Source organism: Mycobacterium sp. DL, from assembly GCF_039729195.1.
Classification (GTDB): Bacteria; Actinomycetota; Actinomycetes; order Mycobacteriales; family Mycobacteriaceae; genus Mycobacterium; species Mycobacterium hippocampi_A.
Genome location: NZ_CP155796.1, coordinates 2,725,850 through 2,747,621, shown reverse-complemented (window position 1 = coordinate 2,747,621; position 21,772 = coordinate 2,725,850). Strand labels below are relative to the sequence as shown.

The 21,772-nt window shown below is 67.0% G+C and carries 20 protein-coding genes; 6 read left to right on the top strand and 14 right to left on the bottom strand.

Annotated features, from left to right (window positions below):
- Positions 1-15: 15 nt before the first annotated feature.
- From tal to pgl, 4 genes are read left to right on the top strand one after another with little or no spacing between them, the layout of a single operon-like run.
- Positions 16-1,134, top strand: coding sequence for a transaldolase (tal, locus tag ABDC78_RS13225; RefSeq protein WP_178359156.1), 1,119 nt, complete (start codon positions 16-18; stop codon positions 1,132-1,134).
- Between the two features lie 8 nt (positions 1,135-1,142).
- A complete protein-coding gene (gene zwf, locus ABDC78_RS13220; RefSeq protein ID WP_178359155.1) occupies positions 1,143-2,690 on the top strand; it encodes a glucose-6-phosphate dehydrogenase in 1,548 nt (515 codons plus the stop codon).
- Positions 2,687-3,598: a glucose-6-phosphate dehydrogenase assembly protein OpcA gene (gene opcA, locus ABDC78_RS13215; protein ID WP_178359154.1), complete on the top strand. Its 912-nt coding sequence runs from the start codon at positions 2,687-2,689 to the stop codon at positions 3,596-3,598. Before zwf ends, opcA begins: the two co-directional genes overlap by 4 nt.
- Positions 3,595-4,323 carry a 6-phosphogluconolactonase gene (pgl, locus tag ABDC78_RS13210; RefSeq protein WP_178359153.1) on the top strand — a complete coding sequence of 243 codons (729 nt, stop codon included), beginning with the start codon at positions 3,595-3,597 and terminating at the stop codon, positions 4,321-4,323. Before opcA ends, pgl begins: the two co-directional genes overlap by 4 nt.
- Before the next feature lie 587 nt (positions 4,324-4,910).
- On the opposite strand, the gene ABDC78_RS13205 is transcribed toward pgl, so the two are convergent.
- The 4 genes from ABDC78_RS13205 to ABDC78_RS13190 are packed head-to-tail and all read right to left on the bottom strand — an operon-like array spanning position 4,911 to position 8,102.
- Positions 4,911-5,201, bottom strand: a complete 291-nt coding sequence (locus ABDC78_RS13205; RefSeq protein ID WP_178359152.1) for a hypothetical protein — start codon at positions 5,199-5,201, stop codon at positions 4,911-4,913.
- A 51-nt stretch (positions 5,202-5,252) separates the two neighbouring features.
- Complete coding sequence (locus ABDC78_RS13200; RefSeq protein ID WP_178359151.1) at positions 5,253-5,873, bottom strand: lactate utilization protein C; 621 nt, start codon at positions 5,871-5,873, stop codon at positions 5,253-5,255.
- Complete coding sequence (locus tag ABDC78_RS13195) at positions 5,866-7,311, bottom strand: lactate utilization protein B (protein WP_218620793.1); 1,446 nt, start codon at positions 7,309-7,311, stop codon at positions 5,866-5,868. Before ABDC78_RS13195 ends, ABDC78_RS13200 begins: the two co-directional genes overlap by 8 nt.
- 41 nt (positions 7,312-7,352) lie before the next feature.
- Positions 7,353-8,102, bottom strand: a complete 750-nt coding sequence (locus tag ABDC78_RS13190) for a (Fe-S)-binding protein (RefSeq protein WP_178359149.1) — start codon at positions 8,100-8,102, stop codon at positions 7,353-7,355.
- A 50-nt stretch (positions 8,103-8,152) separates the two neighbouring features.
- Here ABDC78_RS13190 and ABDC78_RS13185 point away from each other — a divergent pair, with 50 nt between their 5' ends.
- Positions 8,153-8,527 carry an ATPase gene (locus tag ABDC78_RS13185; protein WP_178359148.1) on the top strand — a complete coding sequence of 125 codons (375 nt, stop codon included), beginning with the start codon at positions 8,153-8,155 and terminating at the stop codon, positions 8,525-8,527.
- Complete coding sequence (locus ABDC78_RS13180) at positions 8,524-9,801, top strand: cytochrome P450 (protein WP_178359147.1); 1,278 nt, start codon at positions 8,524-8,526, stop codon at positions 9,799-9,801. The genes ABDC78_RS13185 and ABDC78_RS13180 overlap by 4 nt, the downstream gene beginning before the upstream one ends.
- Here ABDC78_RS13180 and ppc read toward each other — a convergent pair.
- The 10 genes from ppc to uvrC all read right to left on the bottom strand — a co-directional run bounded on the left by ppc (position 9,776) and on the right by uvrC (position 21,763).
- Positions 9,776-12,583, bottom strand: a complete 2,808-nt coding sequence (ppc, locus tag ABDC78_RS13175) for a phosphoenolpyruvate carboxylase (RefSeq protein WP_178359146.1) — start codon at positions 12,581-12,583, stop codon at positions 9,776-9,778. The two genes, ABDC78_RS13180 and ppc, sit on opposite strands and share 26 nt — an antisense overlap.
- Before the next feature lie 58 nt (positions 12,584-12,641).
- A complete protein-coding gene (secG, locus tag ABDC78_RS13170; RefSeq protein WP_178359145.1) occupies positions 12,642-12,875 on the bottom strand; it encodes a preprotein translocase subunit SecG in 234 nt (77 codons plus the stop codon).
- Positions 12,876-12,919: 44 nt separating this feature from the next.
- Complete coding sequence (gene tpiA, locus ABDC78_RS13165; RefSeq protein ID WP_178359144.1) at positions 12,920-13,705, bottom strand: triose-phosphate isomerase; 786 nt, start codon at positions 13,703-13,705, stop codon at positions 12,920-12,922.
- Between the two features lie 9 nt (positions 13,706-13,714).
- Positions 13,715-14,926, bottom strand: coding sequence for a phosphoglycerate kinase (locus tag ABDC78_RS13160; protein WP_178359143.1), 1,212 nt, complete (start codon positions 14,924-14,926; stop codon positions 13,715-13,717).
- A gap of 35 nt (positions 14,927-14,961) precedes the next feature.
- Positions 14,962-15,984, bottom strand: coding sequence for a type I glyceraldehyde-3-phosphate dehydrogenase (gap, locus tag ABDC78_RS13155; RefSeq protein ID WP_178359142.1), 1,023 nt, complete (start codon positions 15,982-15,984; stop codon positions 14,962-14,964).
- Between the two features lie 117 nt (positions 15,985-16,101).
- A complete protein-coding gene (locus ABDC78_RS13150) occupies positions 16,102-16,782 on the bottom strand; it encodes an ABC transporter substrate-binding protein (protein WP_218620791.1) in 681 nt (226 codons plus the stop codon).
- A gap of 43 nt (positions 16,783-16,825) precedes the next feature.
- Positions 16,826-17,803, bottom strand: coding sequence for a DNA-binding protein WhiA (gene whiA, locus ABDC78_RS13145; RefSeq protein WP_178359316.1), 978 nt, complete (start codon positions 17,801-17,803; stop codon positions 16,826-16,828).
- The gene (yvcK, locus tag ABDC78_RS13140) at positions 17,800-18,831 is read right to left on the bottom strand and encodes a uridine diphosphate-N-acetylglucosamine-binding protein YvcK (protein ID WP_178359141.1); all 1,032 of its coding nucleotides are present in this window, start codon (positions 18,829-18,831) and stop codon (positions 17,800-17,802) included. The genes whiA and yvcK overlap by 4 nt, the downstream gene beginning before the upstream one ends.
- The gene (gene rapZ / locus ABDC78_RS13135) at positions 18,828-19,757 is read right to left on the bottom strand and encodes an RNase adapter RapZ (protein WP_178359140.1); all 930 of its coding nucleotides are present in this window, start codon (positions 19,755-19,757) and stop codon (positions 18,828-18,830) included. Before rapZ ends, yvcK begins: the two co-directional genes overlap by 4 nt.
- On the bottom strand, positions 19,754-21,763 hold the full coding sequence (uvrC, locus tag ABDC78_RS13130; RefSeq protein WP_178359139.1) for an excinuclease ABC subunit UvrC: 2,010 nt from the start codon (positions 21,761-21,763) through the stop codon (positions 19,754-19,756). The genes rapZ and uvrC overlap by 4 nt, the downstream gene beginning before the upstream one ends.
- Between the last annotated feature and the right edge of the window lie 9 nt (positions 21,764-21,772).

The window sequence follows — 21,772 nt, the reverse complement described above, 5'->3', positions numbered from 1 at the left end:
ACTGAGGAAATCGACATGACCCAGAACCAGAATCTGGCCGCACTGGCCGCCGCAGGCGTATCGGTGTGGCTCGACGACCTGTCCCGCGACCGGCTGCAGACCGGCAATCTACAGGAGCTGATCGATACCAAGTCGGTGGTCGGCGTGACGACCAACCCGTCGATCTTCCAGGCCGCCCTGTCGAAGGGTGATGCCTACGACGCCCAGGTCAAGGAGCTCGCCGAACGGGGCGCCGACGTCGACGCGACGATCCGTACGGTCACCACCGACGATGTCCGCAACGCCTGCGACGTGCTGGCCAAGCAGTACGAGCTTTCCGGCGGGATCGACGGACGGGTCTCCATCGAGGTCGACCCGCGGCTCGCCCACGACACCGACAAGACGATCCTGCAGGCCATCGAGCTCTGGAAGATCGTCGACCGGCCCAACCTGCTGATCAAGATCCCCGCCACCGAGGCAGGACTGCCGGCGATCACTGCCGTCATTGCCGAGGGAATCTCGGTGAACGTGACGCTGATCTTCTCGGTGGAACGCCATCGACTGGTGATGGACGCCTATCTCGCCGGGTTGGAGAAGGCGAAGGAGGCCGGCCACGACGTATCGCGGATCCATTCCGTCGCATCATTTTTCGTCTCGCGGGTGGACACGGAGATCGACGCCCGGCTCGAGAAGATCGGCAGCCAGGACGCACTGGCACTCCGCGGCAAGGCTGGTGTCGCCAACGCGCGGTTGGCCTATGCCGCCTACGAGGAGGTGTTCCTCGGCGGTGATCGATTCGCCCCCCTCAAGGCCGACGGCGCCCGGGTCCAGCGACCACTGTGGGCCTCGACCGGCGTGAAGAACCCGGACTACTCGGACACGCTCTACGTCACCGAGTTGGTCGCCCCCAACACCGTCAACACCATGCCCGAGAAGACCATGGATGCCGTCGCCGACCACGGAGTGATCACCGGAGACACGGTGACCGGGCGCGCGGCGGAGTCTCAGGACATCTTCGACCAGCTCTCCGCGATCGGCATCGACCTCACCGACGTGTTCCTGGTGCTGGAGAACGAGGGCGTCGAGAAGTTCGAGAAGTCCTGGCAGGAGTTGCTCGAGGCCACCCAGGGCCAGCTCGAAGACAAGAAGTCCTGAGACGACCGATGGGTGACAGCAGCACCGGCTCCGACACCTGGGTGAATCCGCTGCGCGACAAGCGGGACAAGCGAATGCCGCGCATCGCCGGACCGTGCGGGGTGGTGATCTTCGGTGTGACGGGCGATCTCGCCCGCAAGAAACTGATGCCGGCAATCTACGACCTGGCCAACCGCGGCCTGCTGTCCCCCAGCTTCTCGCTCATCGGCTTCGCACGCCGGGACTGGGCGGACGAAGACTTCGCCGAGGTCGTCTACGACGCGGTGAAGCAGCACGCGCGCACGCCGTTCCGTCAGGAGGTGTGGGACCGGCTGGCGGAGGGGTTCCGGTTCGTGCAGGGCACTTTTGACGACGACAAGGCGTTCGAGCAGCTCAGTGAGACCCTGAACAAGCTTGACGCCGAGCGGGGCACCGGCGGCAATCACGCGTTCTACCTTTCGATTCCGCCGAAGGCGTTCCCGCAGGTGCTCCAGCAGCTGTCCAAATCCGGACTGGCCAAGAAGACGGACGGCTCCTGGAGCCGGGTGATCATCGAGAAGCCCTTCGGCCACGACCTGTCCAGCGCCGAGGATCTTAACACCTTGGTGAACAGCGTCTTTCCCGAGTCGTCGGTGTTCCGCATCGATCACTACCTGGGCAAGGAGACCGTCCAGAACATCTTGGCGCTGCGCTTCGCCAATCAATTGTTCGAGCCGGTCTGGAATGCCCACTACGTCGACCACGTCCAGATCACGATGGCCGAGGACATCGGGCTGGGCGGCCGCGGCGGCTACTACGATGGCGTCGGCGCGGCCCGCGACGTGATCCAGAACCATCTCCTGCAGTTGCTGGCGCTGACGGCGATGGAAGAACCGGTGAGCTTTCACCCGTCGGAGTTGCAGGCCGAGAAGATCAAGGTGCTTTCGGCGACCCAACTCGCCGAGCCGCTGGACCTCAACACCTCGCGGGGCCAATACGCCGCCGGTTGGCAGGGCGGCGAGAAGGTCGTCGGCCTTCTCGATGAGGAGGGATTCTCCAAGACCTCGACCACGGAGACCTTCGCAGCGATCACGGTTGATATCGACACTCGCCGCTGGGCCGGCGTGCCGTTCTATCTGCGTACCGGTAAGCGGTTGGGGCGCAGGGTGACCGAGATCGCGTTGATCTTCAAACGCGCGCCTCATCTGCCGTTCGACGCGACCATGACCGAGGAACTCGGGAAGAACGCGCTGGTGATCCGGGTGCAGCCTGACGAAGGCATCACTCTGCGATTCGGCTCCAAGATTCCGGGCAACAAAATGGAGGTCCGCGATGTCAGCATGGACTTCTCCTACGGCTCAGCCTTCGCCGAGGACTCCCCCGAGGCCTACGAACGCCTGATCCTCGACGTGCTGCTCGGTGAGCCCTCGCTGTTCCCGCTCAACGCGGAGGTGGAGTTGGCCTGGAAGATCCTGGATCCCGCACTGGAGTACTGGTCGTCGCACGGCACGCCAGACGCATATGAATCAGGAACCTGGGGCCCCGCCTCGGCATTCGAGATGCTGCAACGGTCGGGCCGCGAATGGAGAAGGCCATGATCGTCGATCTGCCGGACAGCACCACCGACGTCATCAACAAGAAGATCGTCGCACTCCGCGAGGAAGGCGGTGCCATCACGCTCGGTCGCGTCCTGACGTTGGTCATCGCACCGGATAGTGAAGCGCTGCTGGAAGATTCGATAGAGGCCGCCAACGCTGCCAGCCGGGAGCACCCGTGTCGGGTGATCGTCGTGACTCCTGGTGACCGCCTTGCCGACAAGGCCCGTCTCGATGCGCAATTGCGCGTCGGCAGGGATGCCGGAGCCAACGAGGTCGTCGTGCTACGACTGTCCGGCCCACTGGCCAAGCACGCGAGCAGTGTCGTGATGCCGTTTCTGCTGCCTGACACCCCTGTCGTGACGTGGTGGCCCGATGTCGCGCCCCGGGTACCCGCCGACGATCCCCTGGGCAAGTTGGCGATCCGCCGGATCACGGATGCGACCAACGGCGCTGACCCACTGGAGTGCATCAAGAGCCGGCTCAAGGGGTACACCTCGGGTGACACCGACCTGGCGTGGAGCCGGATCACCTACTGGCGAGCGCTGCTGACGTCGGCGCTGGATCAGGCGCCACACGAACCGGTCACCTCGGCGGTGGTGTCGGGGCTGAAGACCGAACCCGCACTGGACATCCTGGCAGGCTGGCTGGCAAGTCGCATCGACGGCCAGGTGCAACGCGCCGTCGGCGAGCTCAAGGTCGAACTGGTCCGTCCCACCGAGACCATCACCCTCAGTCGCCCACAGGAGGGCATCACTGCCACGATCACCCGCACGGCCAAGCCGGACGCACTTGTTCCGTTGGCGCGCAGGGAAACCCGGGAGTGCTTGGCCGAGGACATGCGCCGACTCGACCCCGACGAGATTTACCACGAAGCGCTGGGAGGCATCGACAAGGTGGTCTACATATGAGTCCGATCGTCGAAACCTACTCCGACCCTGCCGAGTTGGCGAAGGCGACCGGCGACCGTCTGGTCGGCACGATCATCGACGCGATTGCCGCGCGAGGTGAAGCGGCCGTCGTGCTGACCGGCGGCGGAACCGGTATCGCGCTGCTGGAGCGGGTCCGTGAGCGCAGCGACGAGATCAACTGGGACAGGGTGCACGTGTACTGGGGCGACGAACGTTTCGTCCCCGCCGACGACGACGAGCGCAACGACAAGCAGGCCCGTGAAGCGTTGCTGGATCACATCGGGATTCCGGCCACCAATGTGCACGCGATGGCGGCGACTGACGGCGAGTTCGGCGACGACCTCGACGCGGCCGCGCAGGGATACGCCCAACTGCTGGACGAGAGCTTCGAAGCCGGACCGGAATTCGACGTGCACTTGCTGGGCATGGGGGGCGAGGGCCATATCAACTCGTTGTTCCCCGACACTGCGGCCGTCCAGGAGACCGAACGGCTGGTGGTCGGAGTGACGGACTCGCCGAAACCACCGCCGCGCCGCATCACGCTGACGCTGCCCGCGATCCGGCGGTCACGGGAAGTCTGGCTGGTGGTCTCCGGGGCAGCCAAGGCCGAGGCGGTAGCCGCGGCGATCGGCGGCGCCAAGCCGGTGGACATCCCCGCGGCGGGTGCGATCGGCAGCGAGTCGACGGTGTGGCTTCTCGACGAAGAAGCGGCTTCCAAGCTCTGAGGCTGCGCGCAAACTGTCGCCGGAATTGCATTCCAGCATCGAAAGTACGACTAGACGCCTGCTGGAATGCAATTCCGGCGAATGGCTCAATCGACTTCTGAGCTACCGAATAGACATTGGCGATAATTAGCGGATATCCACTCCTCACCGGTCGTGCGACGCCTGAAACGGATCCGCTTGCCAATCCGGATTCGGGCCATGACGTCGTTCGAACACCTCCAAACTGGGTGGACAGCGCCATCATCGCCGTTCCCACGGTGCGATGAATTTTTGGTGTTCTACTCCCAGGGAACAATCAGCCGTGCAACGATGGGCGGCGAACGGTCGCGACAGCAAATGTTTTAACGGTCGATCGCGATTCCCGATGAGGAGAAACGGATGAGTCGGCAATTGGCTTCGCGGGTACGCGGCGCATTGACCCGGACCGCTGTGGCTGTAGCGTTTGTCGGTCTGGCCGCGTCGGGTGCGACCGCGCCGGCGGCCGCCACACCTCCGCCGCCCCCGAATCCCGATTCCGGTGTTCCGACCAGCCCGGATGACCCCAGATGTGCGGCGATGCCCGAGGTCGCTGCGTGCTTGGGCGGTCCTTACGACGTTCCCACCGGCCCCGCAGATCCCGGGTGCATCAGCCAGCCCGCCAACCCCGTGTGCGCAGGCGGCCCGTACGCCCTGCCGACTCCGCCGCCGCCTGCCGCACCACCGATACCAGCACCGCCGATCGCACCACCACCCATCGCACCACCACCCATCGCGGCTCCCCCGATCGCACCGCCACCCATCGCAGCACCCCCGATCGCACCGCCACCGATGATGGCCCCGCCGGCGATGCCGGTGACTCCACCGATGCCGGTGACCCCGCCGATGCCCTCGGTGGGCACGGGTATGCCCGGCCAGATCTGACTCGGGCTCCGGGGCTCAGTCGGTTCGACTCAGCCGACGACGATGACATGCAGCGTGCGGGGTCCGTGCACGCCTTCGACCCGGTCCAGCTCGATGTCACTGGTCGCACTGGGGCCGCTGATCCACGTCAACGGCCTGGTGTGCAGACCTGAATCCATCAGTCGCGCTACCGCATTCGGGACATCGTCGACGATCTGCTCGGCATGCACGACGCACACGTGCACGTCAGGAACCAGGCTCAGCGCCCGCCGTCCCTGACCGGCACCATGGTCGAGCACGATGGTTCCGGTGTTCGCGATCGCCACCGCCGCCGTGGTGACCACAGCGTCGACGCGGTCGAGGTCGTGGCTGGTCAGCCCGACGTCGTCGACCCACCGGGCGCTGGTCGGCCACGCGGCCCGCACCGCCGAATCGGCGACCACTCGCCCGTACCCCTGCAGCACCGCCTCGATCGCACCTCCGGTGCCCGTCACGTGAACGCGTTCGACGCGGGCCCGGTAGTCGGCCACCCGCTCCACAAACCGTCCGACGACGTCGAGGTCGCCGGTGCCGACCGCACGCCCGTAGACCCACGGCACCGTCGGCACCGCAGGCCGGTCGGCCAGCGCGTCTCGGAGGCGTCCGAGGATCTCGGCTCGGGCATCACTCATCGCGACCCCCGTCGGTGCGCGTCCACCAGGACCGGAACGACTCGGTCGGCGGCACCGGCGCATCGCGGGCATCCGACCAGGCGCGAGCCGGCCAGGGCAGCGAGTGCAGAGTCTGCTTGGCGCCCAGGAGCCTGCTACGCAACACTTTTCCGCTGACACCAGCGGCTGCCTCCGCAGCCTCGAGCCTGCGGTGATCGGCGAACAGCCAGCCCGCGGCCTTCATGGCCAGCTGCTCCCCCGACGGCACGCCCCCACGATTCTCGTCAACCACCCGGGTGCGCAGGTGCACCAGCATTGCCGGAATGTCGATGCGCACCGGGCAGACGTCAAAGCAGGCCCCGCACAGACTCGAGGCGAAGGGCAACGACTTGTCGACGTCGCTGCCGGTGCCGCGCAACTGCGGGGTCAGCACGGCCCCGATCGGCCCCGGATACACCGAACCGTACGAGTGACCACCGGCGCGTTCGTAGACCGGGCAGACGTTCAGGCACGCCGAACACCGGATGCACCGCAGCGCGGAGCGGCCCTGCGGGTCGGCCAGCACCCGGGTACGTCCGTTGTCCAGCAGCACGATGTGCACGTTGCGAGGACCGTCCCCGGCTGCCGGCCCGGTCCAGATCGAGGTGTACGGGTTCTCCCGCTCGCCGGTACTGCTGCGCGGTAAGACCTGGAGGAACACCTCCAGGTCGCGCCACGACGGCAGGACCTTCTCGATCCCGACGACCGAGATCAAGGTTTCCGGCAGTGTCAGGCACATCCGGCCGTTTCCCTCGGACTCGACCACCACCAGGCTGCCGGTGTCGGCGATCGCGAAGTTGGCGCCCGACACCGCCACCCTGGCTCGCAGGAACTTCTCCCGCAGATGCAGCCGGGCGGCTTCGGCAAGCCGTCGGGGATCATCGCTCAGATCGTCGGGAGCCGGGCGCCCGACCTTGCCCATCTCCCGCAGGAAGATCTCCCGCACCTCGGCCCGGTTTCGGTGTATCGCCGGCACCAGGATGTGGCTGGGCCAGTCGTCACCGAGCTGGACGATGAGCTCGGCCAGGTCGGTCTCCCAGGCGTTGATGCCCGCGGCGGCCAGTGCCTCGTTGAGCTCGATCTCCTGGGTGGCCATCGACTTGACCTTGACGACCTCAGAGGCGCCGGCGGCACGCACCAGGTCGACGACGATGCGGTTGGCCTCCTCGGCATCACGCGCCCAGTGCACCGTCGCCCCTGCCGCGGTCGCATTGGCCTCGAACGTCTCGAGGTGCTCGTCGAGCCGGTGCAGCGCCGCGTCCTTGATGGCCTCGGCGGCAAGTCGCAGCTCCTCCCAGTTGTCGAGTTCGCCGACGACGGCGGCACGCTTGTCCCGGATGATGCCGGTGGCGCGGGTCAGGTTGCCACGCAGCACCGAATCCTTCAACGCCACGCGGGCGGCACTCTGGAACGTGGGCATCCCGAGGAACGCGTTGGTGACCCCGACGTGGGGATGCCCGGTCACGCCGGGCCGTCCCCGGTGGCGGCGAGGATCTCGGCCAGATGCATCACCCGCATGCCGCTGCGCTCCCGGGAGAGCAGGCCGCCGATGTGCGCGAGGCACGAATTATCGCCGGCAACAAGCACTTCCGCTCCGGTTTCGCGCGCGGCTCGCGCTTTGTCGGACCCCATCGCCACCGAGGTGTCGGCGTTTTTCATCGCGAACGTCCCACCGAACCCGCAGCACTGGTCGGACCCGGGCAGGTCGACGAGATCGATGCCGCGCACCGCCTCGAGGAGCTTCAACGGGCGATCGCCCACCCGCAACATACGCAGCGAGTGACAGGTCGGATGGTAGGTGACACGGTGCGGAAAGTAGGCGCCCACATCGGTGACCCCGAGGATGTCGACCAGGAACTCCGAGAGCTCGTACACCCTGGGCGTCAGCGCCGCGACGTCGTCCTGCAGCCGCCGGTCTCCGGACCGTGCCGCGATCCCCCGGTGCTGGTGACGGACCGAGGCGACGCAGGATCCCGACGGCGCGACGATGGCGTCGTATCCGCCGAAGGCAGCGACGAAGGTGCGCACCGCCGACAGCGCCTCGTCGGCGTAGCCGGTGTTGGTGCACATCTGCCCGCAGCAGGTCTGCTCGACCGGGAAGTAAACCTCGCATCCCAGTCGACGCAGGAGCCGCACAACGGCTTTCGGCGTCTCAGGCCACATCACGCCGTTGAAGCACGTGGCAAAAAGAGCAACCCTGCGACACCTCATCAAGGGGGAACATAGTCGACTCCCCTGTGGCACACGTCATACTGGCCGACATGGCAGACAAAGGTGACAGACCAGCAGTCCGGACCGGCGGCGAGCGGATCAGGAAGCTCGCGCAGGCGGCGCTGAACGCCGACGTCACCGTCGAGCAGGTCGACACCATTCTCGAGGGCCTCGGCGAAACGCTCGACGACCTCAACCATTCGACCCGCAACCTCGACGCCACCCTCGAGCGGTTCAACGACACGATCAACCAGATCAACGAGTTGGCGCCCCGGCTGCACTCGGTGGTCGACCGGATGGAGGGCATCGTCGTCCGCGTCGAGCGGATCGTCGACGTCGGGGAATCGATGATCTCCCCCCTGGCCGCCACCGAGCAGGTGGTGCGCGGCGCAGTCAACAAAGTGCGTCGCACTGCCGGGCTTTGACAGCTCCGACGCCACCGCCACCGGTCGCCGACGGCACCGGCCTGCCGTGGGATGTGACCGTCACCGATGCCGTCGCAACGATCGGCGACGCGCGCCGACGCCACGGCGACACCTTCGCCGTGCACAGCGGTGACGACCGCTACCTCTTCACGTTCTCCCCCACCGGCGTCGAATCGTTCTACGCACTGCCCGAGCAGGCGGCCAGCAAGGGCGTTGCGGATTTCCTGATGCTGCGCCGCAAGCTCCCCGAAGAGCTCTTCGACGGACGCCGGACGTTGCCCACCGGGCTGTTCCGCCGCGACGATGTGACCTCCTACCTGGACAACCTCGCCTGGGCACTCGAACTGACGGGTGCCGAACTCGGTCCAGAGGGAACGGTGGACCTGTTCGACCTGACCCGCCGACTGGGTCACCGGATGGGTCTGGCCTCGTGGGCGGGCCGGGGGTGCGCGCAGGGTGATGCGTTCGAGCGGCTGGTGCGGGCTTTCGACGCTCTGGACGGCTCCGACGCCTTTGTGCACCCCGACGCCATGGCCCAGGTCGCCGCCACGGGCAAACGCGTCGAACGCGCCGCGCTCGACGACATCACCGACATCGTCGAACTCGCCCTTCCGGCAGCTGAATCCGACGACGGACTGTTTGCACGGATCGTGGACGCGTGGTCGGGTGAACCGGACCATATCCGGGTCCGCGGTATCGCCCTCGATGTCGCCCTCATCCACATCGCGTCGATGTCGAACCTGATGGCCGCGCTCGGCTGGGCGCTGGTCGACGTCATCGGGCGTCCCGCCGAGCGGGACCGCATCGCGGGCGGAGACACCGCGCGGGCACAGCAGTGCGCGCTGGAGAGCATCAGGCTGGCACAGCGGTCGATCATGGCCCGGACGGTGTTGACGCCGGTCGAACTGGCCACCGACGAGGCCACCTACCTGGTGCCTGCGGGCTGGACGATCGCCACCCTGCTGCCGCTGCTGAACACCTCGGCCGCACCCGGTCTGGACCTGTGGCGTCCCGATCGGTGGCGTGGCCACCGGTTGCAGGAACAGAGCGGGTTGCTCTCACCGGTGCTGGTCACCGCGTTCGGGCACGGCAGACATTCCTGTCCCGCGCAGCCGTTCTCGTTGGCAGCGATGACCACGGCGATGACCTACCTGCTGAGCCGTTACGAGATGACGCCGCGGTGGGGTGATCATCCGCGGCCGGTGCCCGCGCAGATCGGCGGGGTCGCTCGAGCCGCCGAACCGTGCCCTATCCGCTATTGCGCAACGCGGTAGCCAATCCGCTCATGGTCAACAGGATGCCGCGCTGCACCAACTCATCCTCGTCGCCGGAGCGGAACCGGCGTAGCAACTCGACCTGCAGGTGGTTCAGCGGTTCGAGGTAGGGAAAGCGGTTGAACACCGACCGTGCGAGCGACGGGTTGTCCGCGAGCAGGTCGTCCTGTCCGGTGATCAGCTTGTGCATGCGGATCGTGCGGGCGTGCTCGTCGACGATCTTGTCGAACACCCGGTGCCGCAGCGCCTCGTCCTCGACCAGTTCCGCGTAGTGCGCGGCCAGACCGAGATCGGATTTCGCCAGCACCTGCGCCATGTTCGACAGCACCGTGGCGAAGAACGGCCAGCGCCGGTACAGGTCCTGCAGGACCTCGAGCCGGCCGTCCTCTTCGGAGATCCACTCCTCGAATGCGGTCCCCGTGCCGTACCAGCCGGGCAGCATCACCCTCGACTGGCTCCACGCGAGCACCCACGGGATGGCCCGCAGATCCGAGATCGACGTGGTCGGCTTGCGCGACGCCGGCCGGCTGCCGATGTTGAGGGCACCGATCTCACTGACCGGAGTCGATGCCTTGAAGTACTCGACGAATCCCGGTGTCTCGTGCACGAGTTCGGAGTACGCCCGCTGTGCCCGCGCAGCCAGGTCGTCGAGCACCTCGTAGGCCGGTTCGGCGGTGTCGCCGAGTCCCTCCACGTCGAGCAGCGTCGCTTCCAGGGTGGCGGCAAGCAGGGTCTCGAGGTTGCGGTGGGCGATCCGGGGTTCGGCGTACTTCGCGGCGATCACCTCCCCCTGTTCGGTGATCCGCAGCGATCCCTGCACCGCGCCGGGCGGCTGCGCGAGGATCGCGTCGTAGCTCGGGCCGCCGCCGCGGCCCACCGTGCCGCCGCGGCCGTGGAACAGCCGCAGCCTGATGCCGGTTTTGCGGGCCGACTCGACCAGGTCGAGTTCGGCGCGGTAGAGCGCCCAGTTCGCCGCCAGATACCCGCCGTCCTTGTTGGAATCCGAGTAACCGAGCATGACCTCCTGGCTGTCGCCGCGGGTGGCGACGACCGCCCGGTACAGCGGAAGGTCAAGGGCCGCTTCCAGAACCGCGGAGCCTCGCTGCAGGTCGTCGATGGTCTCGAACAACGGCACGATCCCGACCGGCGCGTAGGGATGGTCCGACGACGCGTCGAGCAGGCCGGCCTCCTTGAGCAGCAGTGCGGCTTCGAGCATGTCGGAAACCGACTGGCACATCGAGATGATGTAGTTCGGAACGGCCTGCGGCCCGAAGACATGCACCGCCCGCGCGGCCGCGGTGACGATGTCGAGTTCCTTGCGCGCCAACTCGGACAGATCGGCATCCGGCCCGGTCAGCGGCCGCCGGGTGGCCAATTCACCGGCCAGCAACTCGACTCGCTCCGACTCACCGAGCGAGGCGTAGTCGGGATGCACCCCGGCCCATGCCAGCAGTTCGGCCACCACTTCCTCATGGACGTCGGAGTTCTGCCGCAGGTCCAGACCAGAAAGGTGGAAGCCGAAGACACGCACTGCTTCTCGTAGTCGAGTCAACCGGTCGTCGGCCAGCACCGCGCTGCCGTTGGCACGCAGTGACGCGTCGACGGCGTCGAGGTCGGCCAACAGCTCACCCGGAGTCGGGTAGGGCTCCAGACCGAGGTCGAGTTGGTGCTCGGGTTGCCCGTCGAGGATCTGTTGCGCCGTGGCGGTCAGCCGGGCGTGTATCACCCGCAGTGCGCGGCGGTAGGGCTCATCGGCGCGGGCGGGCTCGTGGCAGGCCTCTGCCAGCGCCGTCAGTTCGTCGCTGATGTGAACCAGCCGCAGCGACATCGACAGCTCCTCCTCGAGCTTGGTGAGCTCGACGAAGTAGTGCGCCAGGGCGGTGTAGGCGGCACGACCGGTGGCCAGCCTGACGACGTCGGCGGTCACGTTGGGGTTGCCGTCGCGGTCACCGCCGATCCACGATCCCGGTCGCAGGATCGGTTCTTCGAGTAGCTCGGTGTCCGGCCAACGCGCCTGGAAGGCTGCCCGCACCTCGGCGTTGACCTGCGGGATCACCTCGAAGAACGCCGCAGCGTAGTACCGCAGTCCCGTCTCGATCTCGTCCTGGATCTTCAGCCGCGACAGCCGGATCAGCGCCGTCTGCCACAGCGTGAGGATGTGGCGGCGCAGCTCACGCTCGACTTCTCGGCCGTCTTCGGTCTTGGCATGCCCGTGCAGGCGCAGGCGCATCAGTTCGGTGATGCGGTGCTGGGTGTCGAACACCGTGCGCCGACGGGTCTCGGTCGGATGCGCGGTGATCACCGGCGAGACCAGCGCGCCGACCAGGGCGTCGGCGACAGTGTCCGAATCCAGTTCCGCGGTATCGAGTTTCAGGTAGGTGGCGGCCAGGCTGCTGTCCTGTGGCGGCGCGCCTGCCTTCTCGTGGACCGCCCGGCGGCGCTCGCGGTGGATGTCCTCGGCCACGTTGGCCAGCAGCGCGAAGTGGGTGAACGCCCGGATCACCGGGATGGCCTGCCGAACGTCGATGCCGTCGAACAGCGTGGCCAGCTCAGCGCGGTCGATCTCCGAGCGACGGACCCGGAAGGACTCCACCCGCGCGCGTTCGACGAGGTCAAAAACCGCGTCACCGTTCTGCTCGCGGACGGTATCGCCCAGGATCGCGCCGAGCAGCCGGATGTCCTCACGCATCGGTTCGGTGGCTTCTCGGCCCACCTGGGTGCGTTGCACCGCGCCGATCGGCTCGAGGGCAGTGTCCGACGTCGCGTCGGAGAGCTCAGTCATGTGTTCAAGTATCGAGTGCGAGCTGTTCGAGCGCAGGGTGAGGCACCTGGGAGGTGACTCAGCCGTATTTGATCTGCAGCGCCATGCCGACGATGGAGACGACCCAGATACCGGTGACGAACAGCGTCAACCTGTCGAGGTTCTTCTCGACCACCGTGGAGCCGGAGAGGCTGGACTGCACACCGCCGCCGAACAGGCTGGACAGGCCGCCACCCTTGGCACGATGCAGCAGGACCAAGAGCACAACCAGCACACTGGTCACGACCAGGATTATCTGCAGGGCCAATTCCATGGCCGCCAGACTACAGGGCGCGGGCGGCGCCTCCGGGCCTCGGGTTAGGGAAGAGGTCCACCCGCCGCTATGGCCGAAAGCGTGGCGAATTGCTCGCCGTCCAGCGACGCGCCGCCGACCAGAGCACCGTCGACATCGGTCTGACCGACGATCTCGCCGACGTTCTTGGCGTTGACCGATCCGCCGTAGAGCACCCGCACCCCCGCAGCGATGTCGATGGACGCCAGCGCCGCGAGCTCCGTGCGGATGGCCTCGCACACCTCCTGGGCATCGGCCGCGCTGGCGACGCGGCCCGTGCCGATCGCCCACACGGGTTCGTAGGCGATGACGGACCGACCGATCTGTTCGGACGACAGGCCCGCCAGCGAGCCGCGCAGCTGATTGACGTTGTACTCGACGTGGTTGCCGGCTTCCCGGACATCGAGGTGCTCGCCGATGCAGATGATCGGGGTCAGTCCGTGCTTGAAGGCCGCCACCGCTTTGGCGGCGACCAACGCGTCGTCCTCGTTGTGGTAGGTGCGTCGTTCCGAATGCCCCACCACGGCGAAGGTGCATCCGAGCTTCGCCAGGAACGCACCGCTGATCTCACCGGTGTAGGCGCCGGAATCGTGTTGGGAGACGTCCTGGGCACCGTAGGTGAGCCGCAGCTTGTCACCGTCGACCAGCGTCTGCACACTCCGCAGATCGGTGAACGGCGGGATGACCGTGACGTCGACCTTGTCGAAGTACTTGTCCGGCAACGAGAAAGCGATCTTCTGCACCAGGGCGATCGCCTCGAAATGATTGAGGTTCATCTTCCAGTTGCCGGCGATCAGCGGCTTACGCGACACGAAAGTCTCCTAGTTCAGAACATCGATACCGGGCAGGTCCTTGCCCTCAAGGTATTCCAGTGACGCGCCCCCACCGGTGGAAATGTGGGAAAAGCCGTCGTCGGGCAGGCCGAGTTGGCGCACGGCCGCCGCCGAGTCGCCGCCGCCGACGACGCTGAACGCGCCTTTGCCGGTGGCCGCGATGATCGCCTCGGCCACTCCCTTGGTGCCGGCTGCGAACGCGGGGAACTCGAAGACCCCCATCGGACCGTTCCAGAAGATCGTCCTGGCGTTGGACAGCAGCGCGCTGAACCGCTTCACCGACTCCGGCCCGACATCCAGGCCCATCTTGCCGTCCGGAATCTGGTCGGCGGACACGGTCTCGGCCGGCGAATCGGCCGCGAACTTCTCCGCCACCACGATGTCCACCGGGAGGTGCAGCACGTCACCGTAGGTGTCCAGCAGCTTGCGGCAGGTGTCGATCATGCTCTCTTCGAGCAGTGACCCGCCTACCGAAAGACCTTGGGCAGCAAGAAATGTGAAGCACATGCCACCGCCGATGACCAGGCTGTCGGCCTTGGTGGCCAGACTCTCGATCACCGCCAGCTTGTCGGACACCTTCGATCCGCCCAGCACAACCGCATAGGGCTTCTCGCCCGCGTCGGTCAGCTGCTCGAGCACCTTGATCTCAGTGGCCACCAGCGTGCCGGCGTAGTGCGGCAGCAATCCAGCGACGTCGTAGACCGAGGCCTGCTTGCGGTGCACGACCCCGAAACCATCGGAGACGAACGCACCGTCGTCGCCCACCAGCTCGACGAGGGCCCGGGCCAGGCCCGCGCGTTCGGCGTCGTCCTTGCTGGTCTCGCGGGCGTCGAAGCGGATGTTCTCCAGCAGCAAGACGTCGCCGTCGGTGAGACCCTCGGCACGGGCGAGTGCGTCCGACCCCACGACGTCTCCGGCCAGTTGGACGTGGCGGCCGAGCTTCTCCCCCAGCGCTGCGGCCACCGGGGCGAGCGAGAACCTGGGGTCCGGCTCACCCTTGGGCCTGCCGAGGTGCGCGGCGACGACGACCTTCGCTCCGGCGTCGCTCAGCGCCTTGAGCGTCGGCACCGAGGCGGTGATGCGGCCCGGGTCGGTGATCGAGCCGTCCTCGTCCAGTGGCACGTTCAGGTCGGAGCGCACCAACACGCCCCGCCCCGAAACTCCCTCGGCCAGAAGGTCTTCGAGCGACTTGATGCCCATCGGATCTACCTGATTCCCCGTCGCTTCGCTCGCCCTCAGAGTGACTTGCCGACCAGGCCGACCAGGTCGACCAGGCGGTTGGAGTAGCCCCACTCGTTGTCGTACCAGGAGACGACCTTGGCCTGGTTGTCGATGACCTTGGTCAGACCCGAGTCGAAGATCGAGCTGTGCGGATCGGTGACGATGTCACTCGAGACGATCGGCGCATCGTAGTACTTCAGGATGCCTTTGAGTTTGCCCTCGGCGGCTGCCTTCATCGCGGCGTTGATCTCCTCGGCGGACCCGGCCTTGGTCAGCTCCACCGTCAGGTCGGTGCACGAACCGGTGGGGATCGGCACCCGCAGCGCGTAGCCGTCGAGCTTGCCCTTCAGCTCCGGCATCACCAGACCGATGGCCTTGGCGGCGCCCGTGGAGGTCGGCACGATGTTCAGAGCGGCGGCGCGCGCGCGACGCAGGTCGCTGTGCGGGCCGTCCTGCAGGTTCTGATCCTGGGTGTAGGCGTGGACCGTGGTCATCAGGCCGCGGACGATGCCGAACTCGTCGTGGAGCACCTTGGCCATCGGCCCGAGGCAGTTCGTGGTGCACGACGCGTTGGAGATGATGTTCTGGCTGCCGTCGTACTTGTCGTCGTTGACGCCGAGCACGATGGTGATGTCGGGGTCGGTGGCCGGCGCGGAGATGATGACCTTCTTGGCGCCCGCGTCGAGGTGGCCCTTCGCCTTGGCGGCGTTGGTGAAGATGCCCGTCGATTCGACCACGACGTCGACACCGAGGTCACCCCACGGCAGTTCGGACGGTCCGGCCTTGATCTCGAGCGCCTTGATCTTGACGTCGCCGACGACGATGGTGTCCTCGCCTTCGAGGCTGACGTCATAGGGCAACCGGCCCAGGATGGAGTCGAACTTCAGGAGGTGGGCCAGCGAGGCGTTGTCGGTGAGGTCGTTGACCGCCACGATCTCGATGTCGGTGTTCTTTCCTGCCGCCTTCTGCGCGTCCAGGGCGCGGAAGAAGTTGCGCCCGATGCGGCCGAAGCCGTTCACGCCTACCCGGATCGTCACGTCTCTCTCCTCTGTATCGGTTGAACTGCACCGTTCGGTCACCTACATCTTCAGCACCGCTCGGCGCCCAGCCTAGTGCTTGTCCTTCTCGCTGCGCGCGGCCTGTCCCCGCCGATGTCAGAGCATTCCCAGGCTCTGGTCGACGTAGGGATTTCCCAACCATTTGCGGCGCATTTGCTGCAGCGTGCCCGCCGCCTCCAGTTCGGCCTGAGCCACCCGCAACCTGCCGGCGAGCGCCTGGTCGGCCGTTGCGACCGCAATCGCGATGTCCTCCACGCTCAGACCACGCTGGACCACCTCGACTCCGGGCGACGCTTTGACCAGTTCGGTGAGCACGGGCGCGAGCTTCATCACCACGTCGCAGTCGCCGGTGGCGAGGTCGGAGATCGCCGTGCCGATGGCGCTGTAGTCGTAGACACGCACCTGCGCCGCCTTGCCGTCGGCGACGAGTCGCTCGGCGATCTGCTCGCTGGTGTTGCCGCGTTGCACACCGATCGTCAGGCCGACCAGGTCGTCGGTGGAGTGCACGTGCGGTAGTCGGCCGGTGTCGACGGCGATGGATTGTCCCGAGATCAGGTACGGCGGAAGAAACGTCGCTCGGCGTTCGCGCGCAGACGTCACGGTGGTGCCCGCGGCGACGCAGTCGTACTCACCGGCCGCCAACCGGTCGAAGATGCCGTCGAAACCGTCGCCGTCCGACCCGTCGACACCCGCGTAGGCGACGAATTCGACAGGTTCGCCGAGCGTCTCTGCCAGTGCCGTCATCAACTCGATGTCGAGGCCGGTGTCACCGGGCATCGCATTGAACGGCGGGTCCGGATAGGCGACGCCGACCAACACGTCAGGCGTCTTCCAGCAGATCCGGGGTCACTGCCGACTCGGTGTCGGGGATGTTGTCCTGCTTGGCCTTGCGGTCGGCCATCGACAGCAGGCGCCGAATTCGTCCGGCCACAGCGTCTTTGGTCATCGGCGGATCTGCCAGCCGTCCCAGTTCCTCGAGCGAGGCCTGCCGATGAGCGACCCGGAGACTGCCCGCGGCGGCCAGGTGGTCGGGCACCGTGTCGCCGAGGATCTCGAGCGCGCGTTCGACACGCGCGGCGGCCGCCACGGCCGCCCGCGCCGACCGTCTCAGGTTGGCGTCGTCGAAGTTGGCCAGCCGGTTGGCCGTCGCCCGCACCTCGCGGCGCATCCGCCGCTCCTCCCAGGTGAGCCTGGTGTCCTGGGCGCCCATCCGAGTGAGCAGCGCACCGATGGCCTCGCCGTCGCGGACCACCACCCGGTCGCTGCCGCGGACCTCGCGCGCCTTGGCACTGACGCCGAGGCGCCGGGCCGCACCCACGAGGGCCAGGGCAGCCTCGGGTCCCGGGCAGCTGATCTCCAGTGCCGAGGACCGGCCCGGCTCGGTCAGCGAGCCGTGGGCCAAAAACGCTCCGCGCCAAGCGGCCTCGGCGTCGGCGACACTTCCGCCGACGACCTGGGCGGGCAGGCCGCGCACCGGCCGCCCCCGCAGGTCGAGCAGACCGGTCTGGCGCGCGAGCGCTTCTCCGTCCTTGGCGACCCGCACCACGTATCGCGTGCTCTTGCGGATACCGCTCGCGGACAGCACGTGAACCACCGCGTTGTAGCCGTAGAGGTCGTAGATGTCCTTGCGCAGCCTGCGCGCGATGATCCCGAGGTCGACCTCGGCCTCGACCACCACCCGCCCGGACACGATGTGCAGACCGCCGGCGAAACGCAGCAAGGAGGCCACCTCGGCGCGACGTGCGCTCACTGAATTGACCACCAGCCGGCTGAGCTCATCTTTGACCTCGGCTGTCATCGCCACGGGTGGTCACCTCTCGGTCCGTTCACTGTCGGTGCGGGCAGAACCGGCGGCGTCGCCTGGGTCGTGCCGGTTGTCGCCGCGCCGCGCCTTCGAACCCCCTCCAACGCCGCGGCCAGCCTCGCCGGGTCATGTAAAGGTGTACCAGGTCTGGAAACGTCAGCAAACTCAACGTGGGCATCGAGGATTCGGGCGGTGCGGCGCAACTGCTCCCGCTCACGGTCGCTGGGCACGCTGTCGGAATCGACGATGATGTCGTGGACGGTGAACTGCGGTGCGTGCTGCGCCAGGACGTGGATGTGGCGCTCCACCGAGAAGCCCGCCGTCTCCCCCGGCTCGGCCACCAGGTTGAGCACCAGAGCCCGTCGCGCCGAGGTGGCCTGCAGGGCCGCGGCCAACTGCGGCACCAGGACGTGCGGGATGACGCTGGTGAACCACGAACCCGGCCCGAGCACGATCAGGTCGGCGTTCATGATGGCATCGACCGCCTGCCGGGTGGCTGGTGGATCGCTGGGCAGTAGCCGGACCCGGCGCACCTTGCCCACCGTGGTGGCGATGGCCACCTGGCCACGGATCGCGCGGCTGACCCGCGGGTCGGATTCCAGCCCGACGACGTCGGCTTCGATGCTGAGTCCGACCGGGCTCATCGGCAACACCCGGCCCTTGACACCCAGGACGCGGCCCAGTTCATCCAGCGCCGCCACCGGGTCGACGAGCACCTCGTTGAGTCCGGCCAGCATCAGATTGCCGATCGGATGACCCGCCAGGGCGCCGCTACCACCGAATCGATGTTGGATGATCGTCGCCCACAATCTGCCTTGCGGGCTGTCGGAAGCCAACGCCGCCAACGCCATTCGCAGGTCACCCGGTGGTACCACGTCCAGTTCGCTGCGCAGTCGGCCGGAGGACCCGCCGTCGTCGGCGACGGTGACGACAGCGGTGACGTGCGAGGTGAGCCGGCGCGCCGCCGACAGGGTCGCATAAAGACCGTGACCGCCGCCGAGCGCAACGATGCGAGCACTCATTCGCGACCCAGATCCCGGTGCAGGACCCGCACCGTCAACGTCGCGCCGTCCTGCAACCGCGCCGCCAGCGCCTCGGCCATCGCCACACTGCGATGCTTGCCGCCGGTGCATCCGATAGCGACGGTCATGTAGCGCTTCCCCTCCCGGCGGTAGCCGTCGATCACGACGTCCAACAGCTGATGGTAGGAGTCGAGGAACTCGACGGCACCAGGTTGGCCGAGGACGTAGTCACGGACTCCCGGGTGCTGCCCGGTGTGCGGTCGCAGCTCGTCGACCCAGTGTGGGTTCGGCAGGAAGCGGACGTCCATCACGGTGTCGGCGTCCATCGGCAACCCGTACTTGTATCCGAAGGACTCCACGGTGACGCTGGTGTCTGCGATCGCCTCACCGCCGAAGGCGCGTTCGATGCTCTCCCGAAGCGCAGGCACAGACAGCGCCGAGGTGTCGATGACCAGATCGGCGACTGCCCGCACCGGTGCCAGCATGGTCCGTTCGGCCGCGATGCCTTCGGCCAGAGTCTGGTTGCCCTGCAACGGATGACTGCGCCGGTTCTGCTCGTAGCGCCGAACCAGGATGTCGTCGGAGGCCTCGAGGAAGAGCACCTGCGGGGTGATGTTCCGGGTCGCCAGATCCTTTCGCACCCAGTCCAGGTCGCCGGTGAAACCCCGGGATCGCACGTCCATCACCACAGCGAGCTGAGTGATGCGCGAACCCGCGGCAAGCCCCAGTTCAACCATCCGCGCGATCAGTTCCGGCGGCAGGTTGTCGGCGACGTACCAACCGAGATCCTCGAGCACCTTGGCAGCGGTACCCCGGCCCGCACCCGAAAGACCCGTCACGAGCACCACGTCGATGCCGTTGGATTCGAGGGCCCCCTCGTCGCCGGCACCGCCGCGCAGTTCCTCGTTCGTTTCCTGCTCAGTCATCCCAACACCCTGCTCTGATCATCGTCGATAACCTCGGCGGGCGCTTCCGAATCGGCCGCGGAGTCGGATACCGGCACCCCCAAGGCCTCCAGGACCGCGCGTGCCGTCGCGGCGCCGATCCCTGGGACCGCGGTGATCTCGTCGATACTGGCCTGTTTGAGCCTGGCCAGCGAGCCGAAGTGGGTGACCAGGGCCTTGCGGCGGTGCTCACCGAGTCCACGCACCGAATCCAGCGCCGAGGCGGTCATTCGCTTGGACCGCTTGCTGCGGTGGTAACTGATCGCGAAGCGGTGGGCCTCGTCACGAACTCGCTGCAGGAGATACAGCCCGTCGCTGTTGCGGGGCATGATCAGCGGGTCTGGATCTGATGCCACCCACACCTCTTCCAACCGTTTCGCCAGCCCGATCACCGCGACGTCGGTGATGCCGAGGTCCTCGAGCACCGCCGCAGCGGCATTGACCTGCGGAGCACCGCCGTCGACAACGAAGAGGTTGGGCGGGTACGCGAACTTCCGCGACTTGCCTTCCGCCGACAACTCCGTGGGGTGCTGCATGTCGTGCACATGGCGATGAAAACGCCGCCGCGTCACCTCTGCGATCGATGCGACATCGTCGGAGCGACCGTCACCCGCGGCCTCCCTGATCGCATAGTGCCGGTAGTCGGATTTGCGGGGCAACCCGTCCTCGAACACCACCAACGACGCCACCACGTCGGTGCCCTGCACATGACTGATGTCGACACACTCGATGCGCAGCGGAGCGTCCGCGAGCCCCAGCGCATCTTGAATGCTCTGCAGCGCAGCACTTCTGGCATTGAAGTCACCTGCGCGTTTGAGCTTGTGCTGGGTGAGTGCGCCTTCCGCGTTGCGCTTCACCGTCTCGGCGAGCGCCCGCTTGTCTCCACGTTGCGGCACCCGAAGTGACACCCGCGAGCCGCGTAGCTGCGCCAGCCAGGTCTCGAGTTGTTCGGCATTGCCGGGCAGTACCGGGACCAGCACCTGTCGGGGCACCGGGTTGGTCGCCTCGTCCACACCGACGGCGCCGGCATCACTCAGCTCGGCCTGATCGCCGTAGAACTGGGTGACGAACTGCTCGACGAGATACTCCAGGGTGGATTCCCCCGGCTCACCGGACTTTTCGATGACCCATCCGCGCTGGCCACGAACACGACCGCCACGGACGTGGAAGACCTGGACCGCCGCCTCCAGTTCGTCGTCGGCGAACGCGACCACATCGGCATCGGTGCCGTCGCCGAACACCACGGCCTGTTTCTCCATGGCCCGGCGCAGCGCGCCGATGTCGTCGCGCAATCGCGCGGCCCGCTCGAAGTCCAACTCCGCGGACGCGGTGTTCATCTGCTGTTCCATCTCCCGGACCAGCTTGTCGGTCTTGCCGGCGAGGAAATCGCAGAAGTCGAGCACGATCTGCCTGTGCTCCTGCGCGCTGACCCGACCGATGCACGGCGCCGCGCACTTGTCGATGTAGCCGAGCAGGCACGGTCGATCAATCTGATTGTGCCGCTTGAACACTCCAGCCGAACAGGTGCGGGCGGGAAACACCCGGGTCAGCAGGTCGAGGGTCTCGCGGATGGCCCAGGCATGCGAGTACGGGCCGAAGTAGCGCACTCCTTTGCGCCGCGGGCCGCGGTACACCATCAACCGGGGATACTCCTCGTTGAGGGTGACCGCCAGCACCGGATACGACTTGTCGTCGCGGTAGCGGATGTTGAACCGCGGGTCGAATTCCTTGATCCAGTTGTACTCGAGTTGCAGCGCCTCGACCTCGGTGCTGACCACCGTCCACTCCACCCCTGCGGCGGTCGTCACCATCTGTCGGGTGCGCGGCGCGAGGCCGGCGAGGTCGGCGAAGTAGGAGTTCAGCCGGCTGCGCAGGCTCTTCGCCTTGCCGACGTAGATGACCCGGCCGTGCACGTCGCGGAAGCGGTAGACCCCCGGTTCGACGGGAATCGACCCGGGGGCAGGTCGGTACGTCGATGGATCAGGCACGCAACCCAG

What these genes read in the sequence shown, in the direction of transcription:
- ppc (WP_178359146.1), bottom strand. Translation starts at nt 12,583, where the DNA reads ATGACTGAGCTCTCCGACGCGACGTCGGACACTGCCCTCGAGCCGATC.
- whiA (WP_178359316.1), bottom strand. Translation starts at nt 17,803, where the DNA reads ATGACAGCCGAGGTCAAAGATGAGCTCAGCCGGCTGGTGGTCAATTCA.
- ABDC78_RS13190 (WP_178359149.1), bottom strand. Translation starts at nt 8,102, where the DNA reads ATGAGGTGTCGCAGGGTTGCTCTTTTTGCCACGTGCTTCAACGGCGTG.
- pgl (WP_178359153.1), top strand. Translation starts at nt 3,595, where the DNA reads ATGAGTCCGATCGTCGAAACCTACTCCGACCCTGCCGAGTTGGCGAAG.
- tal (WP_178359156.1), top strand. Translation starts at nt 16, where the DNA reads ATGACCCAGAACCAGAATCTGGCCGCACTGGCCGCCGCAGGCGTATCG.
- ABDC78_RS13200 (WP_178359151.1), bottom strand. Translation starts at nt 5,873, where the DNA reads ATGAGTGATGCCCGAGCCGAGATCCTCGGACGCCTCCGAGACGCGCTG.
- zwf (WP_178359155.1), top strand. Translation starts at nt 1,143, where the DNA reads ATGGGTGACAGCAGCACCGGCTCCGACACCTGGGTGAATCCGCTGCGC.
- opcA (WP_178359154.1), top strand. Translation starts at nt 2,687, where the DNA reads ATGATCGTCGATCTGCCGGACAGCACCACCGACGTCATCAACAAGAAG.
- ABDC78_RS13195 (WP_218620793.1), bottom strand. Translation starts at nt 7,311, where the DNA reads ATGCCCACGTTCCAGAGTGCCGCCCGCGTGGCGTTGAAGGATTCGGTG.
- secG (WP_178359145.1), bottom strand. Translation starts at nt 12,875, where the DNA reads ATGGAATTGGCCCTGCAGATAATCCTGGTCGTGACCAGTGTGCTGGTT.
- rapZ (WP_178359140.1), bottom strand. Translation starts at nt 19,757, where the DNA reads ATGACTGAGCAGGAAACGAACGAGGAACTGCGCGGCGGTGCCGGCGAC.
- yvcK (WP_178359141.1), bottom strand. Translation starts at nt 18,831, where the DNA reads ATGAGTGCTCGCATCGTTGCGCTCGGCGGCGGTCACGGTCTTTATGCG.
- ABDC78_RS13185 (WP_178359148.1), top strand. Translation starts at nt 8,153, where the DNA reads ATGGCAGACAAAGGTGACAGACCAGCAGTCCGGACCGGCGGCGAGCGG.
- ABDC78_RS13160 (WP_178359143.1), bottom strand. Translation starts at nt 14,926, where the DNA reads ATGGGCATCAAGTCGCTCGAAGACCTTCTGGCCGAGGGAGTTTCGGGG.
- ABDC78_RS13150 (WP_218620791.1), bottom strand. Translation starts at nt 16,782, where the DNA reads ATGCCCGGTGACACCGGCCTCGACATCGAGTTGATGACGGCACTGGCA.